Origin of the sequence: Pseudomonas sp. NCCP-436, from assembly GCF_019656335.1 — a bacterium.
Lineage (GTDB): Bacteria > Pseudomonadota > Gammaproteobacteria > Pseudomonadales > Pseudomonadaceae > Aquipseudomonas.
In genome coordinates, this window is record NZ_BPLZ01000010.1 from 36,012 (window position 1) to 50,636 (window position 14,625).

General features: G+C 61.2%; 11 protein-coding genes, 3 tRNA genes and 1 pseudogene. 9 read left to right on the plus strand and 6 right to left on the minus strand.

Annotation, left to right across the window (positions count from 1 at the left end):
- Window positions 1–708: 708 nt before the first annotated feature.
- The 4 genes and pseudogenes from NCCP436_RS17850 to yacG form a co-directional block, all read left to right on the plus strand.
- Window positions 709–879, plus strand: a pseudogene (locus NCCP436_RS17850) (HAMP domain-containing protein); the annotation flags it as partial.
- A 150-nt stretch (window positions 880–1,029) separates the two neighbouring features.
- Window positions 1,030–1,734 (plus strand): methyl-accepting chemotaxis protein, encoded by a 705-nt coding sequence (locus NCCP436_RS17855; RefSeq protein WP_375709491.1) that lies wholly within the window; start codon window positions 1,030–1,032, stop codon window positions 1,732–1,734.
- A 112-nt stretch (window positions 1,735–1,846) separates the two neighbouring features.
- The gene (coaE, locus tag NCCP436_RS11850; protein ID WP_220804277.1) at window positions 1,847–2,455 is read left to right on the plus strand and encodes a dephospho-CoA kinase; all 609 of its coding nucleotides are present in this window, start codon (window positions 1,847–1,849) and stop codon (window positions 2,453–2,455) included.
- The gene (yacG, locus tag NCCP436_RS11855; RefSeq protein WP_220804211.1) at window positions 2,452–2,646 is read left to right on the plus strand and encodes a DNA gyrase inhibitor YacG; all 195 of its coding nucleotides are present in this window, start codon (window positions 2,452–2,454) and stop codon (window positions 2,644–2,646) included. The genes coaE and yacG overlap by 4 nt, the downstream gene beginning before the upstream one ends.
- Window positions 2,647–2,802: 156 nt before the next feature.
- Here the strand turns inward: yacG and NCCP436_RS11860 are convergent, their stop codons facing one another.
- Window positions 2,803–3,018, minus strand: coding sequence for a hypothetical protein (locus tag NCCP436_RS11860; protein ID WP_220804212.1), 216 nt, complete (start codon window positions 3,016–3,018; stop codon window positions 2,803–2,805).
- A gap of 104 nt (window positions 3,019–3,122) precedes the next feature.
- Complete coding sequence (locus NCCP436_RS11865; protein WP_220804213.1) at window positions 3,123–3,809, minus strand: energy-coupling factor ABC transporter permease; 687 nt, start codon at window positions 3,807–3,809, stop codon at window positions 3,123–3,125.
- Window positions 3,810–3,955: 146 nt separating this feature from the next.
- On the opposite strand from NCCP436_RS11865, the gene NCCP436_RS11870 reads away from it, so the two are divergent.
- The 3 genes from NCCP436_RS11870 (at window position 3,956) to NCCP436_RS11880 (ending at window position 6,183) form a co-directional block, all read left to right on the plus strand.
- Entirely contained in the window at window positions 3,956–4,585 is a 630-nt protein-coding gene (locus NCCP436_RS11870) for a DUF1780 domain-containing protein (RefSeq protein WP_220804214.1), read from the plus strand.
- Between the two features lie 59 nt (window positions 4,586–4,644).
- Window positions 4,645–4,818 (plus strand): DUF3094 family protein, encoded by a 174-nt coding sequence (locus NCCP436_RS11875; RefSeq protein ID WP_220804215.1) that lies wholly within the window; start codon window positions 4,645–4,647, stop codon window positions 4,816–4,818.
- Between the two features lie 63 nt (window positions 4,819–4,881).
- Window positions 4,882–6,183, plus strand: coding sequence for an NAD(P)/FAD-dependent oxidoreductase (locus NCCP436_RS11880; RefSeq protein ID WP_220804216.1), 1,302 nt, complete (start codon window positions 4,882–4,884; stop codon window positions 6,181–6,183).
- 99 nt (window positions 6,184–6,282) lie between these two features.
- Here NCCP436_RS11880 and NCCP436_RS11885 read toward each other — a convergent pair.
- The 4 genes from NCCP436_RS11885 to ettA form a co-directional block, all read right to left on the minus strand.
- A tRNA-Lys gene (locus NCCP436_RS11885) sits at window positions 6,283–6,358 on the minus strand.
- Between the two features lie 7 nt (window positions 6,359–6,365).
- Window positions 6,366–6,442 (minus strand) — tRNA-Pro (locus tag NCCP436_RS11890).
- 9 nt (window positions 6,443–6,451) lie between these two features.
- Window positions 6,452–6,527 (minus strand) — tRNA-Asn (locus NCCP436_RS11895).
- A 348-nt stretch (window positions 6,528–6,875) separates the two neighbouring features.
- The gene (gene ettA / locus NCCP436_RS11900) at window positions 6,876–8,543 is read right to left on the minus strand and encodes an energy-dependent translational throttle protein EttA (RefSeq protein WP_220804217.1); all 1,668 of its coding nucleotides are present in this window, start codon (window positions 8,541–8,543) and stop codon (window positions 6,876–6,878) included.
- 390 nt (window positions 8,544–8,933) lie between these two features.
- Between ettA and NCCP436_RS11905 the strand changes: the two genes are divergently transcribed.
- Window positions 8,934–13,130, plus strand: a complete 4,197-nt coding sequence (locus NCCP436_RS11905) for a GGDEF and EAL domain-containing protein (RefSeq protein WP_220804218.1) — start codon at window positions 8,934–8,936, stop codon at window positions 13,128–13,130.
- 133 nt (window positions 13,131–13,263) lie between these two features.
- Complete coding sequence (glyA, locus tag NCCP436_RS11910) at window positions 13,264–14,517, plus strand: serine hydroxymethyltransferase (protein WP_220804219.1); 1,254 nt, start codon at window positions 13,264–13,266, stop codon at window positions 14,515–14,517.
- The last annotated feature ends 108 nt before the right edge of the window (window positions 14,518–14,625 follow it).

Below are 14,625 nucleotides of genomic sequence, written 5' to 3' on the forward strand. Positions count from 1 at the left end.
GAAAAGACCCTGCTCGACGGACTGCAGCAACTCGAACCGGTGACTCGCGACGTCGAGCAGGCCGGCGAATTCATCAGCAAGCGCGATGAGCTGCTGGCCGAACTGCGCAACGCCCAAACCGAATCCTCGCTGCAGAGCAAGGCAGTGATGGTAGAGAAGCTGATCAGCTCCTCCCAGGTATTTATCAAGCTGGTGGTCAGCCAGGCTGGCCTCAGCCAGGATCCGCAGCGGCAGATCCGCCAGATCAGCGAACTGATCAGCAACGTCACCCCGCAGATCACCAGCGCCCTGAGCCAGGGACGCGCCATCGGCTCCTATTCTCTTGGCCAGGGCTTCCTCAATTCTGCTGCCAGCACCCAGTTCGACGAACTACTACAACGTCTCGAAAGACTGCATGCCGAGTACGGCCTAAATCTCCAGGAAGCGCTCAACGGCAACGCAGCCGCCCGCAACGGGCTGGGTAGTCTGGCCGAAGCCAGCCGCCAGACACTCAAGGACAGCGCCACGCTGTTCGAAGACCAGGTGATAGTGGCAGACAGCCTGGATACCCCGTGGAGCCAGTTCTACGACCAGGTCAGCGAACAGTTGGCCCGCACCTATGCCTTCAACGACGGCCTGCTGGCGTTCCTCGACACCCAACTGGAGCAACGCCTGGAGCACAAGCGCTTGCAGATGCTCTTGCTGGTCGCTGCGCTGGTCGGCGTATTTATGCTGATCCTCTACCTCTACAGCGGCTTCTACGTGTCCATCCGCTCCACCCTTAAGAATTTCGGCCAGGTGATGGATCGGGTCGCGGCCGGCGACATGACCGTCCACTACCAGCCACACAGCCGCGACGAACTCGGCGAACTGGGCCAGGTCTTCAACCAGACCGTGGTGCGAATCCACGAACTGATCCAGCGGGTCGGCCAGACCGTTGGCGAAGTCGGCACCCAGGCCGACCGCGTTGAACACATCTCCGGCGAGAGCAACCAGGCGGTAATCAACCAGCGCGCCCAGATCGAACAGGTTGCCACAGCGATGAACCAGATGTCGGCCACAGCCCAGGAGGTGGCACGCAGCGCTGCGGCTGCCGTCAATAGCGCGCAGAGCGTCAACCAGGAAACCGTCAATGGACGCGAGCTGGTCGAGACCCAGGTGGAAGCCATTCGGAAGCTGGCCGGCGAGATCGATCAGTCGGTTGCAGTCATCAACCAGCTGGCCAGTGACAGCGCAGCCATCAGCCAAGTACTGGATGTGATCAAGGGCATCGCCGAACAGACCAACCTGTTGGCACTCAATGCCGCCATCGAGGCTGCACGGGCCGGCGAGCAGGGCCGTGGGTTTGCCGTGGTTGCCGACGAAGTGCGCAATCTGGCCAAACGCACGCAGCACTCCACCGAAGAGATCGAAACGATGATTGCCCGGCTCCAGGGAGGTGTCGATGCCGCGGTGCAGACCATGAGCAGCAGCCACCAGATGGCCGACGCCACCGTCAGCCAGTCGGCCCAGGTGCAGCAGGCACTGGAAAACATCCTCGCCGCTGTTGGCATCATCGTCGACCAGAACCAGCAGATCGCTGCAGCTGCCGAGCAGCAGACGGCGGTCGCCCATGACATCGACCGCAACATCGTCGAGATCAACCACACCGGCGAACGTACCGCCCAGGGAGCCAGCCAGACCGAGCAGGCCAGCCACGAGCTGAGCGAGCTGGTTACACGCCTGAAACAATTGATCGGCGCCTTCCGCGTCTAATCTCGCGCTGGCTCATCAACGACCATGCAAACAGGACAGATTGCCGGTTCGCATGGCCGCCCAATCCTCCTACAATCGCGACCCTGAACAGCAACGGGATCGCAATGGCGTCATGAAACCCTGGATACTCGGCCTCACTGGCGGCATCGGCAGCGGCAAGAGCGCGGCTGCCCAAGGCTTTATCGAGCGCGGAATACTGGTGGTCGACGCCGATCATGCGGCGCGCTGGGTGGTCGAGCCGGGCCGCCCGGCGCTGGCGCGCATCGTCGAGCACTTCGGCCCGCAGGTACTACAAGCCGACGGCCAGCTCGACCGCGCCGCCCTGCGCCAGCAGATCTTCGCTGATGCCGAACAGCGGCGCTGGCTGGAAAACCTGCTGCACCCGCTAATCGGCCAGGAAATTGTTCGGGTTCTGAATCAGGCCGAATCGCCCTACGCCGTGCTGGTCTCACCTCTGCTGATCGAATCCGGTCAACACCGCATGACTCAACGCATCCTGGTGGTCGACACGCCGCCCGAGCGACAGATCGAGCGCACCATTGCCCGCGACCGAAACAGCGAGCAGCAGGTACGGGCCATTATGCAGGCCCAGGCCAGCCGCGAGGAACGACTGCGCCATGCCCACGACGTTCTGCTCAACGATCGCGACCTGGCCTGGCTGGATCGCGAAGTCGAACGCCTGCACCACTTCTACCTGTCCCTGCGCGGAGGCCAGCCATGACCACTATCGTCAAGTGTCCAACCTGTGGCGCACCCGTCGAATGGAAGACGGAAAATGCCTATCGTCCCTTCTGCTGCGAACGCTGCAAGCTGATAGACCTGGGGGCCTGGGCAGCCGAACAACACGCCATTCCCGGCAACGAGCTGGAAGACGAACTGTTCAGCACCGATTTGCCGACCCGACCGCACTAGGCTCTGTACGGAGCGTCGTCGAGCGCAAGTGAGCCAAGTGAACAGGCGCTGCTTACCGATCGTAAATGCGCATTCTGAGCCTGTTTCTAACGCCGCTCCTCGATTGCACAGGTACTTTACGTACAAAGCCCAAGCTACACCGCAAGGCCTATCCCCTCAGGGGCGGATAAAGCCATAGTCGCGCTGCAGATCGAGGTTGTCAGCGAGAAATTGCAGTTCGTGTGCCAGTTCAGCGGGGGCGCGCCGACTGCCATTGAGTTCCACGCAGACCTCCGGCAATGCCCGCACTGCCAGCAACGGATCTCGCCCCTGCATCTCGGCTGCGTTCAGACTGGCCTGCAGTTGCTCTCTGGCCCATTGATGAATCGTCATGTCGTTGCCCTCCAGGCTATGCCCAGATTGCCAGCGGCGCTGTCCGGCCCTTCCTGATCCGGATCAACTGCCACGAACGATTCAATCCGCAAATGAGCGGTCATTCACTCGTCGCGCCCCTCATTCCATGGGGCCGAGAGATATCGGGTTCGATTGAAGGTTTCCAGCCAGTCCGGACAGAATACCACCAGCGCACTGACCACGGTGCCGTTGATGAAGGCCTCCGGAAACATCACCAGCCACAGGTAGCCGGCAAAATCCTGAAGCCAGGGCGGCATGGGGTACAAACCATCGAACCACAGCAATCCCATGCCGCCCAGCAGTGAGAGCAGCGTGGCCAAGGCGGCCGGAAAGAAGCCGCAACAGAAGATATAGACGAACAGGTTGCGCGGTTGCGCCCGCTCCACGCGCAGCGCGCAGAACTCGGTGACCAGTACCGGCAACAGCACCAGCAACACCCCGTTAACCCCCAGTGCAGCCAGATCGAGTCGGCCAATGGCCAACAGCCCAAGCTGGGCCGCCAGACCTGCCAGCACGGCCAGTGGCCAGTCCAGCAGCAAGGTGACGGCAGTCATGCCGATGAAATGGTAGGAAAGCCCCGAATCGAAATCACGACGCACCAGCCAGAGCAGAAAAAGAGCCAACATGGTGCCGAACAGCAGGTGCTGCCGGCGCAGATCGCTGAACAGCTCCAGCCATGGCGCCCGCAAACCCGCCCAGAACAGCGCCAATGCATAGATCAGCCAGCCGCAAAGCAGCGTTGAGAATGCCAGCAGGTTGGAAGCGATCATGCACAGACACCCTTTCATTCGTCGACAAGCCCGAAGCTACGCAGTCTACACTGCCGACCGCAGCACCGGTCGCCGTGCCTATCCACTCTGTGCCCCGGAGGCTACCTACTGGAAGGCGGGGACAGGCTACGGCTAAGCTTGATCCCATGAACGAGTCCGACTACCTGCGCCTACTAACCAGACAGGCCGAGGAAGCCAATGCCTTCCTCTCCAATGCCCGCAAGTGGGAACGTGAACGCTGGGTCTGCCAGCGACTGCTGCAGGCACTCAACGTTCGCCATCATCCTGAAGAGTTCGCAACCAGCCCGCAGGAGCCGCCAGATGTACTTTTTCGCGACGCCAACTTCGAGGTATTCTTCGTGCTCGATGAGGGCCGCCGCCTGAATGACGAATGGCGCGCCGAACTGGAGCGACGGCGTAGCGCCTTCTCGCTCAGCCAACTGGTGCGACGCGAAACTCGCCCCAAACGCATCCCAGCCAGCGAGATGCAGGCCCGACTGGGGCCCACGCTGCGCAAGAAGGCCGGCAACTATCGCGAACGAGGCATCGACCCGGGCGAGTTGGATCTGGTGGCCTTCGTCAGTCTCAAACGTGCGGTACTGGACTACAACAGCTACTTCCCACCGCCCACCGAGTACCTGCGCCAGAGCTGGCGTTCACTGTCACTGGTCAGCCCGCGTTTCGCCAGGGTGCTGTTTGCCCATCCGGATGCCCCCGACTTCCTGCGTCACAACCTGGGACGCAGCCTTCTGTTCGACGTCGGCATAGGCCTATGACTCGCCAAGGCTGGCAGGCGGGCCTAAAATGCTGCTCATTCACGCAGAGGCCCGCCGAGATGACCAGCCGCCTGAGCCCGGAAGACCAGCAGAGAGTCCAGCAGTACCTGAGCGCCCCCCAGCATCAGGTTGAACGTCGGCCCTTTCGCGTCTGGCTTCTGTTGCTGGTGGTACTGGCCGTGGTCATCGGCCTCGGACTGCTAAGCCGCTTTCTGGGAAGACTGGTGCTATGAGCTGCCTCGCGCTCTCCCGGTCCCTCCCACACTGCCTTCTTCAAAGCCTTGTGAGCAATAACCATGTCCCATCGCATAGTGATTGTCGGCGGCGGCGCCGGCGGTCTGGAACTGGCTACCCGCCTGGGTAGAAAACTCGGTCGTAGCGGCGCAGCCCAGATCACTCTGGTCGATGCCAAGCTCACCCACATCTGGAAACCACTGCTGCACGAAGTGGCTGCCGGCTCGCTGAACTCCGCGGAGGACGAGCTGAACTACGTGGCCCAGGCCAAGTGGAACCACTTCGAGTTCCAGCTTGGCCGCATGTGCGGACTGCAGCGCAGTACCCGACAGATCGTACTGGCTCCGGTACTCGATGAGGACGGCCGGCAGCTGCTGCCGGAACGGCGCATCGGCTACGACAGCCTGGTGCTTGCAGTTGGTAGTACCACCAACGACTTCGGCACGCCTGGAGCCGCCGAGCACTGTATCTTCCTCGATACCCGCGAACAGGCCGAACGCTTCCACCGACGCATGCTCAGCCATTATCTGCGTGCTCATGCCAGCACACAAACGGATAGCGCGCACATCGATATTGCCATCGTCGGTGCAGGGGCCACCGGCGTCGAGCTGGCCGCCGAGCTGCATCATGCCGCGCGCCAGCTGGCCGCCTACGGCCTCGACCGGATTCGCCCGGAGGACATGCGCATTACCCTGATCGAGGCCGGCCCGCGGGTGTTGCCGGCGCTACCGGAACGCATCGCCCAACCGGTGCACCGCACACTGGAGAAACTTGGCGTTACCGTGCTGACCGGCGCAGCTGTCAGCGAAGTGACGGCCGAGGGCCTGAAAACCGCCGATGGCCAATTCATCCCGGCCAGTCTCAAGGTTTGGGCGGCAGGCATTCGCGCACCGGCCTTCCTCAAGGACCTGGACGGCCTTGAGAACAACCGAATCAACCAACTGCTGGTGCGCCCTACCCTGCAAACCACACTCGACGACGATATCTTCGCCTTCGGTGACTGCGCGGCCTGCCCCCAACCGGGTGGCGACGGCCGCAACGTGCCTCCCAGAGCGCAGGCGGCGCATCAGCAAGCATCGATGCTGACCCGTTCACTGAGACTGAAGATCAGCGGTCAGCCGCTACCGGAGTACCGCTATCGCGACTACGGTTCGTTGATCTCACTGTCGAGCTTTTCTGCTGTCGGCAACCTGATGGGTAACCTGACCGGTAGCGTCATGCTTGAGGGCTGGCTGGCCCGGGTGTTCTACGTCTCGCTCTACCGCATGCACCAGATGGCGCTGTACGGCTTGCCGCGGACCCTGCTGCTGATGCTCAGCGACCGCATCGGCCGTAGCACCGAGCCACGCCTGAAATTGCACTGAGTCGCCCTGCGCGGGGCCTTGCGCCCCGCTCATCCGGCGACACGGAAAGCAGGCGTGCAGAAACGACAAAGCCCGCTCATGGCGGGCTTGTCGTTTTTATGGTGGGTCGTGAAGGACTCGAACCTTCGACCAATTGGTTAAAAGCCAACTGCTCTACCAACTGAGCTAACGACCCAAATAAATGGTCGGGGTAGGGGGATTCGAACTCCCGACATCTTGCTCCCAAAGCAAGCGCGCTACCGGACTGCGCTATACCCCGTCTGGAAGTTGGCTCCGCGACCTGGACTCGAACCAGGGACCCAATGATTAACAGTCATTTGCTCTACCGACTGAGCTATCGCGGAACATTCGGCCTTCCATCTCTGCAGTGCTTCAGCTTTTTGCTTTAGCGCTTCAGAGGCGCGCCATTTTACGTAGCAGAACGTCCCTGTCAACCCCCGCAAACTGCTTTTATGCCAATACCTTGCAGAGACTCCCCGTTCCCCCTGGCTGCGACGCTTGCTGGCACACTATGAAGACCTACCCGGAGCTTTCGCAGACAACCGCCCCTCTTCAGCGTCGGTTCGGCTGCATCCCTGACATACAGGTTAGCGGCCCAGGCTGCGCACACCTGAACCTGCCGTTCGGAAACGGCCAAGACGCAAACGAAAACGGAGCCCGCAGGCTCCGCTTTCAGGCGTATCACCGACGCATTACTGCGCCAGCTTCTTGTAGCGTACGCGGTGCGGCTGCGCAGCAGCTTCGCCCAGGCGTTTCTTGCGGTCGGCTTCAAACTCGGTGTAGTTACCTTCGAAGAAGGTCACCTTGCCATCGTCCTCGTAGGACAGGATGTGCGTAGCAATACGGTCGAGGAACCAGCGATCGTGGGAAATCACGATGGCCGAACCCGGGAAGTCCAGCAGCGCCTCTTCCAGCGCACGCAGGGTTTCCACGTCAAGATCGTTGGACGGTTCGTCGAGCAGCAGCACGTTGGCGCCCTGCTTGAGGGTCAGTGCCAGGTGCAAACGACCGCGCTCACCGCCGGACAGATCCTTGACGAACTTCTGCTGATCCGCGCCCTTGAAGTTGAAGCGTCCGACATAACCGCGTGACGGTACTTCGTAGTTGCCCACCTTGATCATGTCGAAACCGTCGGAAATCTGTTCCCACACGGTTTTGCTGCCGTCGAGGTTGTCGCGGCTCTGGTCGACGCTGGCAATCTGCACGGTTTCGCCGATTTCGATGGTGCCGGAATCCGGCTGCTCCTTGCCGGTGATCATGCGCAGCAGGGTCGACTTGCCCGCGCCATTGCCACCAATCACGCCGACAATGGCACCTTTGGGGATGCTGAAGGACAGGTTGTCGATCAGCACACGGTCGCCGAAGGACTTGGACACGTTGTGGAAGTCGATGACCTTGTCCCCCAGGCGCGGGCCCGCCGGGATATAGATCTCGTTGGTTTCACTGCGCTTCTGGAATTCCTGCGACTGCATTTCCTCGAAACGCTGCAGACGCGCCTTGGACTTCGCCTGACGCCCCTTGGCGCCCTGGCGAACCCATTCCAGCTCGGCCTTCATGGCCTTGGCATGAGCAGCCTCCTGCTTGGCCTCCTGAGCCAGACGGGCAGCCTTGGATTCCAGCCACTGGGAGTAGTTGCCCTCGAACGGGATGCCATGACCACGGTCAAGCTCGAGAATCCAGCCGGCAACGTTATCGAGGAAGTAACGGTCGTGGGTAATGGCTACCACGGTGCCCGGGAAGTCGTGCAGGAAGCGCTCAAGCCAGGCCACCGAGTCAGCGTCCAGGTGGTTGGTCGGCTCGTCCAGCAGCAGCATGTCGGGGGCTGACAACAGCAGGCGGCACAGGGCCACCCGGCGTTTCTCGCCACCGGAAAGGTGCTCGATCTTCGCCTCCCATGGCGGCAGACGCAGCGCATCAGCGGCTACTTCCAGCTGACGCTCCAGATTATGACCGTCAGCGGCCTGCAGGATGGCTTCGAGCTTGGCTTGTTCAGCAGCCAGTGCATCGAAATCGGCATCCGGTTCGGCATAGGCGGCGTAAACCTCATCCAGGCGGGCCTGAGCCTGCTTGATCTCGCCAACGGCTTCTTCAACCACATCGCGCACGGTCTTGCTCGGATCGAGCTGCGGCTCCTGCGGCAGGTAGCCAACCTTGATACCGGGCATCGGCCGGGCTTCGCCGTCAATCTCGGTGTCGACGCCGGCCATGATGCGCAACAGGGTCGACTTACCCGCACCGTTCAAACCCAGAACGCCGATCTTGGCGCCCGGGAAGAACGACAGGGAGATGTCCTTGAGAATTTCACGCTTCGGCGGGACGACCTTGCTGACCCGATGCATGCTGTAGACGTACTGAGCCATGGAGAACCTGACTTAAGGAAAATGGGAGCGGAAAATGGCGTGCCATGCAGACCGGACACTGGCGGCCGACATTCACCTGCCGAAACCGCTGACAGTGCCTGAGCCAGCCTGCGCGTACACTGTGAACAGCGACCTTAGTCCCTGCCGAGGCGAACGCCAACCATCGCGCGGATCGATTCAACGCGCGGGCGCAAAGCTACCGGAATGTGGACTACAGGGCAAACCTGGCGCATCGGCACATCTGGCACTTGGCCACATTTACAGGCATTCTAGCTCACCGCATGCCATCGGACAGGCCATTGCCGTCATCCCGCCTCCAGCCCGATGTAACGGCAGGACGTCAATCGCATCATTGCAACCTCTTCGCCGTAGCCGCAGGTTCATAAGCACGTGTCGAGCCCCCCGCAACTCCCCTCCTTTTCTCCGGGCGAGCCTCAACCGCCCAGCCGCCGTGAACTACTGCGACGGCTGCTGATAGTGCTGGTACTGGTCATCCTGGGTCTGCTGGCCTGGCAACTGAGTGGGCAATATCGTCAACTGCTCGACACCCGCCAGCAGCTAGCTCGCAGCTACAGCGAACAACTGGCACGCCATCTTGAGCTGAACATGCGCCTGAAGGCCAAATCCGGCCTGGCCGTACTGCAGAATAACGACAGCACCACGATTATCCCGGCACTCAGAGGGCTGTTTCCCGGCCTCGAAAGCCTGGTGAACTTTGACAGCCGCGGCAGGCTGGTCGACGACTCGGCACGCGGCACAGAAGATCTTCTGCTCATCCGCGAGTTACTGCCGCGCGATGTGCCCTACCATTTCGCCTTCAATCCTTACGACAACGACCGACTTTACCTGCTGCTGCGCCTGGACGACGGTAGCAGACGGGTGCTGCGCCTGCAGGTGAGCGTCCTGCGCGAGTGGCTGCGCGAGCAGCACACCGGCGAGCATCGCTGGCTGCTGGAAGACATACCAAGCGGCCAGGTGATTGCTCGCGCCGATGCAGCGCTGCCAGCAGATGTCGGTTTTCGGGCACCTGCTTCGGAAGAACTGGCGCAGAGCCTGCACCTGATTCCGCTAGAGGGAAGCGACTGGCAACTGCGCGCCCTGTTCGACGCCAATGCAGTTCGTCAGCAACTGGCAGGTTCTCTGAGCGGCAAGTTCCTGCTTTTTGCACTCTGCAGCCTACTGATCCTGCTCGTACTGCACGGTCTGCAACGTGAGCAACGCCGCCTGCAGCGGCTGAACAGTGAAACCCGGCGCTCCCTGCGCCAGGCCGCCACAGCGCTGGCAGCAGTTGAGGAGCGCATTTTAGTGACTCAGGCCGACGGCCGGCTGCGCTACCTCAATCCCCAGGCAGAAGCACTGTTCGGCCTCAGCAGCCTGGCCGCCTGGGATCTGCACCTGTCGGATCTTATTCCGGATCTTGACCCACAACTGCTCAGCAATGCGGACAACGTCGAAGCAGGCTCAAAACTGGTGCAAGTCACACAGAACAGCATTTCCCGCCTGTTTGCCGTCACCCGTAGAGATATCAGCGGCTTCGACTCTCAGGTCGGCTATGTCTGGGTATTGCGCGACGTCACCGACGAGCAACAGGCGATGCGCGTGCTGCAGGAGACCCGCCGGCGCTATCAGGACATTTTCGAAGGCACCGGCGTGGCCTTGTGCGTACTCGACCTCGCCGGACTGCGCGACCTGCTGTTGCAGCATAGACTGCGCGACTCAGCCGGCCTGGCGCGCTGGATGGCCACCGACGGCAGCCACCTGCAACTGGTACAGGAGCGGATCCGCATCACCGAGGCCAATCAGGTGGCGCTCAACCTGCTGGGAGTGAAATCCACGGATCAGGCCTGGCAGCAACTACTCGACAACGGCCCGCAGCGCAGCGACGACCTGTGCCGACGCTTGGCCATGGCCGTACTGGAAGGCCCCAATCTGGTGGAGCTGGAAACCCAACTTATCACCGCCCAAGGCCTGCAGCGCCATGTCTGGCTGGTACTGCGCCTGCCGGAAATGATCGAAGACTACCAGGCCGTCACTTTAAGCATCAGCGACATTACCAGCCGCAAACACATCGAGCTGTCACTGGCCGAGCGCGAGCGCTTCTGGTCCGAGGTGGTTCGCTCGGTACCAGATCTGCTTTACGTACATGACATACAAAATCGCCGACTGCTGTTCAGCAATCACAGCCTCGGCCTGCAATTGGGCTACAGCAAAGCCGAACTTAAGGCCATGCCTGGCGAGTTCTGGGTCCAGGTGCTGCACCCGGACGACAGCGAGTACTACTGGCGTATCCGTAACCTGCAGCAGGTGATCGGCGACGGCCTGCTGCTGGAGTCAACGTTGCGCTGGCGTCACCGCAACGGTCAGTGGCGCTGGTTCAGCATCCGTGAGCAGGCTCTGGCTCGTGACGAACATGGCAGGGTCAGTCGCCTGATCGGCGTGGCCAAGGACATCACCGAACAGATCCAGCGCAATCAGTCGCTACACGAGAGCGAACAGCGCTACCGCCTGCTGGCAGAGAGCATCAGCGACGTGATTTTCTCCACTGACAGCAGCCTGACGCTCAATTACGTAAGCCCCTCGGTGCAACCGGTGCTGGGCTATTCGGTGCAATGGATCATGAGTGGTGGCCTTGACAACCTTCCGGCCAATCCGCAGCAGCTCGACAGCCTGAAGCATAAGCTCGATCTGATTCGCGATGCGCTGAATGACCGCAATCGCCTGCAGCGCCTGCGTGACGAGTTGCCGGATCAACTGTTCGTACTCGACTGTCTGCGCGCCGACGGCCACAAGATCCCGATAGAACTGCGCCTGGTTCTGATGTGGGACGAAAACGGTCATTTTGAGGGGCTACTCGGTGTCGGCCGCGACATCAGTCAACAACGCCGTGCGGAAAAGGATCTGCGCATGGCCGCCACGGTATTCGAACACTCTACAGCAGCAATCCTTGTCACCGATCCGGCCGGTTATATCGTGCAGGTCAACAACGCTTTCAGTCGTGTCACCGGCTATTCCGCTGCCCAGGTGCTCGACCAGCAACCGGCCATGCTCACCGCCGATCGCCAGCAGGCCAGCCACCTGCAGTACATTCTTTCCCAACTCAGCCAGCACGGCAGCTGGGAAGGTGAGGTCTGGCTCAAGCGTCACGACGGCGAGCCCTTCCCCGCCTGGGTCGGCATCACCGCCGTACACGACGAAGAAGGCGATCTGGTCAGCTACGTCAGCTTCTTCAGCGATATCAGCGAGCGCAAGGCCAGCGAACAGCGTATCCACCGCCTGGCCTATTACGATGCCCTGACCCATCTGCCCAACCGTACGCTGTTCCAGGACCGACTGCACAGTGCCTTGCAGTATGCCGAGCGCCACGGCCAGTGGGTGGTACTGATGTTCCTTGACCTCGACCGCTTCAAGCCGATCAACGACTCCCTGGGTCATGCTGCTGGCGACCACATGCTCAAAGACGTAGCCGTCCGTCTATCCACCTGCGTCGGCGGTGAAGACACGGTGGCACGCATGGGCGGCGATGAATTTACCCTGCTGCTGCAGCCCCAAGCCAAACGCGAGAGCGCGCTGAATCGCGCCATCCACGTGGCCGAGCAGATTCTCTCCAGCCTGGCCTGCCCCTTCATCCTCGAGGGCCGCGAGTTTTTCGTCAGTGCCAGTATCGGCATTGCTCTCGCACCGCAAGACGGCGATGAACTCAGTCAGCTGATGAAAAATGCCGACACCGCCATGTATCACGCCAAGGAGCGCGGCAAGAACAACTTTCAGTTCTATCAGGCGGACATGAACGCCCGAGCGCTGGAGCGCCTGGAACTGGAAAGTGACCTGCGTCATGCCCTGGAGCAGAGCCAGTTCATACTTCACTACCAGCCGCAGTTCTCAGGCGACGGGCAGCGCCTGACTGGCGTCGAAGCGTTGCTGCGCTGGGATCACCCAACCCGCGGCCTGGTGCCACCTGGCGATTTCATTCCAGTGCTGGAAGAACTGGGTCTGGTGGTGCAAGTTGGCGAATGGGTGCTGGAAGAGGCTTGCCGCCAGATTCACCGCTGGCACGCGGCGAAGATCCGCATCCCGAAGGTGGCGGTCAACCTCTCCGCCCGCCAGTTCTCCGAAGGCAATCTGAGTACGGCCATCGCCGCCATCATCGAACGCACGGGCATACCGCCGGCCTGCCTGGAGGTCGAGCTGACCGAAAGCATCCTGATGCGTGACGTTTCCAGCGCCATGCAGACATTGGCCGATCTCAAACGCCTCGGCCTGTGCATCGCGGTTGACGACTTCGGTACCGGCTATTCATCGCTGAACTACCTCAAGCAGTTCCCCATCGACGTGCTGAAGATCGATCGCAGCTTCGTCGATGGACTGCCCGAAGGCGAGCAGGATGCACAGATCGCCCGCGCCATTATTGCCATGGCCCACAGTTTGAATATGGCGGTGATTGCCGAAGGAGTGGAAACCCAGGAACAACTGGATTTCCTGCGCGAGCATGACTGCGACGAAGTACAAGGCTACCTGCTCGGACGGCCAATGCTGGCTGGGCAGATCAGCGCGGCGTTCAGCGGCAAGGCGCTGTTCGAGCTGACCTAGCGCCACTCTCATCAAGTAAAACGATGAAGGCCTTTTGTCCAGCTCATGATCGACCTTCATGTGCCTGCTTGCGACCTTTGCGGTAGAATCCGCACCCTCTTTCATCCGCCCAACGGGTTTTCAGGGGAGTGCCATGTTCAGCCGTGATTTGAATCTTGCTCGTTTTGACGCCGAATTGTTTGCCGCGATGGAGCAGGAAGCCCAACGCCAGGAAGAACACATCGAGCTGATTGCCTCGGAAAACTACACCAGCCCTGCGGTGATGGAAGCCCAAGGCAGCGTACTGACCAACAAGTATGCAGAAGGCTATCCGGGCAAGCGCTACTACGGCGGTTGCGAGTACGTCGATGTGGTCGAGCAACTGGCCATCGACCGCGCCAAGGAACTGTTCGGTGCCGATTACGCCAACGTCCAGCCGCACTCCGGCAGCCAGGCCAACAGCGCCGTCTACATGGCCCTGCTCAACGCCGGTGACACTGTGCTGGGCATGAGCCTGGCCCACGGCGGTCACCTGACCCACGGTGCCAGCGTCAGCTTCTCCGGCAAGATCTACAACGCCGTTCAGTACGGCATCAACGATCAGGGTTTGATCGACTACGACGAAGTCGAGCGTCTGGCCGTCGAACATAAACCGAAAATGATCATCGCCGGCTTCAGCGCCTACTCGCAGGTACTGGACTTCCCGCGCTTCCGCGCCATCGCAGACAAAGTCGGCGCCTACCTGTTCGTCGACATGGCTCACGTGGCCGGTCTGGTGGCTGCCGGTCTGTACCCGAACCCGGTTCCGTTCGCTGACGTGGTTACCACCACTACCCACAAGACCCTGCGCGGTCCGCGGGGCGGCCTGATCCTGGCGCGTAAGAACGAAGAGCTGGAGAAGAAGCTGAACTCCGCCGTATTCCCGGGTGGCCAGGGCGGCCCGCTGGAGCACGTGATCGCTGCCAAGGCCGTGTGCTTCAAGGAAGCGCTGCAGCCCGAGTTCAAGGCCTACCAGGCCCAGGTCATCAAAAACGCCCAGACCATGGCTCAGGTGTTTATCGAAAACGGCTATGACGTCGTATCCGGCGGCACCGAAAACCACCTGTTCCTGCTGTCGCTGATCAAGCAGGACATCACTGGCAAGGACGCTGACGCCGCCCTGGGTCGCGCCTTTATCACCGTGAACAAGAACAGCGTTCCGAATGACCCACGCTCGCCGTTTGTCACCTCGGGCCTGCGCATCGGCACCCCGGCTGTGACCACTCGCGGTTTCAAGGAAGAGGAATGCCGCCTGCTGGCCGGCTGGATCTGCGAAGTACTGGCCAACATCGGCAACGACGAGGTCGAAGGCCGCGTACGCGAGCAGGTCAAGGCGCTGTGCGCCAAGTTCCCGGTCTACGGTAACTAAGGTTCAGCCTGCCTAAAAAACCCGGCCCCGGCCGGGTTTTTTGTGCGCAGACAATTCGCTGTGTGCGTCACAGTGCGTGCGCAGTGGCTCGCTATACTTAAGGCCCAA

Excerpts from the sequence above, each read along its gene's own strand:
- NCCP436_RS17855 (WP_375709491.1), top strand. The coding sequence starts at position 1,030 with ATGTCGGCCACAGCCCAGGAGGTGGCACGCAGCGCTGCGGCTGCCGTC.
- coaE (WP_220804277.1), top strand. The coding sequence starts at position 1,847 with ATGAAACCCTGGATACTCGGCCTCACTGGCGGCATCGGCAGCGGCAAG.
- yacG (WP_220804211.1), top strand. The coding sequence starts at position 2,452 with ATGACCACTATCGTCAAGTGTCCAACCTGTGGCGCACCCGTCGAATGG.
- NCCP436_RS11860 (WP_220804212.1), bottom strand. The coding sequence starts at position 3,018 with ATGACGATTCATCAATGGGCCAGAGAGCAACTGCAGGCCAGTCTGAAC.
- NCCP436_RS11865 (WP_220804213.1), bottom strand. The coding sequence starts at position 3,809 with ATGATCGCTTCCAACCTGCTGGCATTCTCAACGCTGCTTTGCGGCTGG.
- NCCP436_RS11870 (WP_220804214.1), top strand. The coding sequence starts at position 3,956 with ATGAACGAGTCCGACTACCTGCGCCTACTAACCAGACAGGCCGAGGAA.
- NCCP436_RS11875 (WP_220804215.1), top strand. The coding sequence starts at position 4,645 with ATGACCAGCCGCCTGAGCCCGGAAGACCAGCAGAGAGTCCAGCAGTAC.
- NCCP436_RS11880 (WP_220804216.1), top strand. The coding sequence starts at position 4,882 with ATGTCCCATCGCATAGTGATTGTCGGCGGCGGCGCCGGCGGTCTGGAA.
- ettA (WP_220804217.1), bottom strand. The coding sequence starts at position 8,543 with ATGGCTCAGTACGTCTACAGCATGCATCGGGTCAGCAAGGTCGTCCCG.
- glyA (WP_220804219.1), top strand. The coding sequence starts at position 13,264 with ATGTTCAGCCGTGATTTGAATCTTGCTCGTTTTGACGCCGAATTGTTT.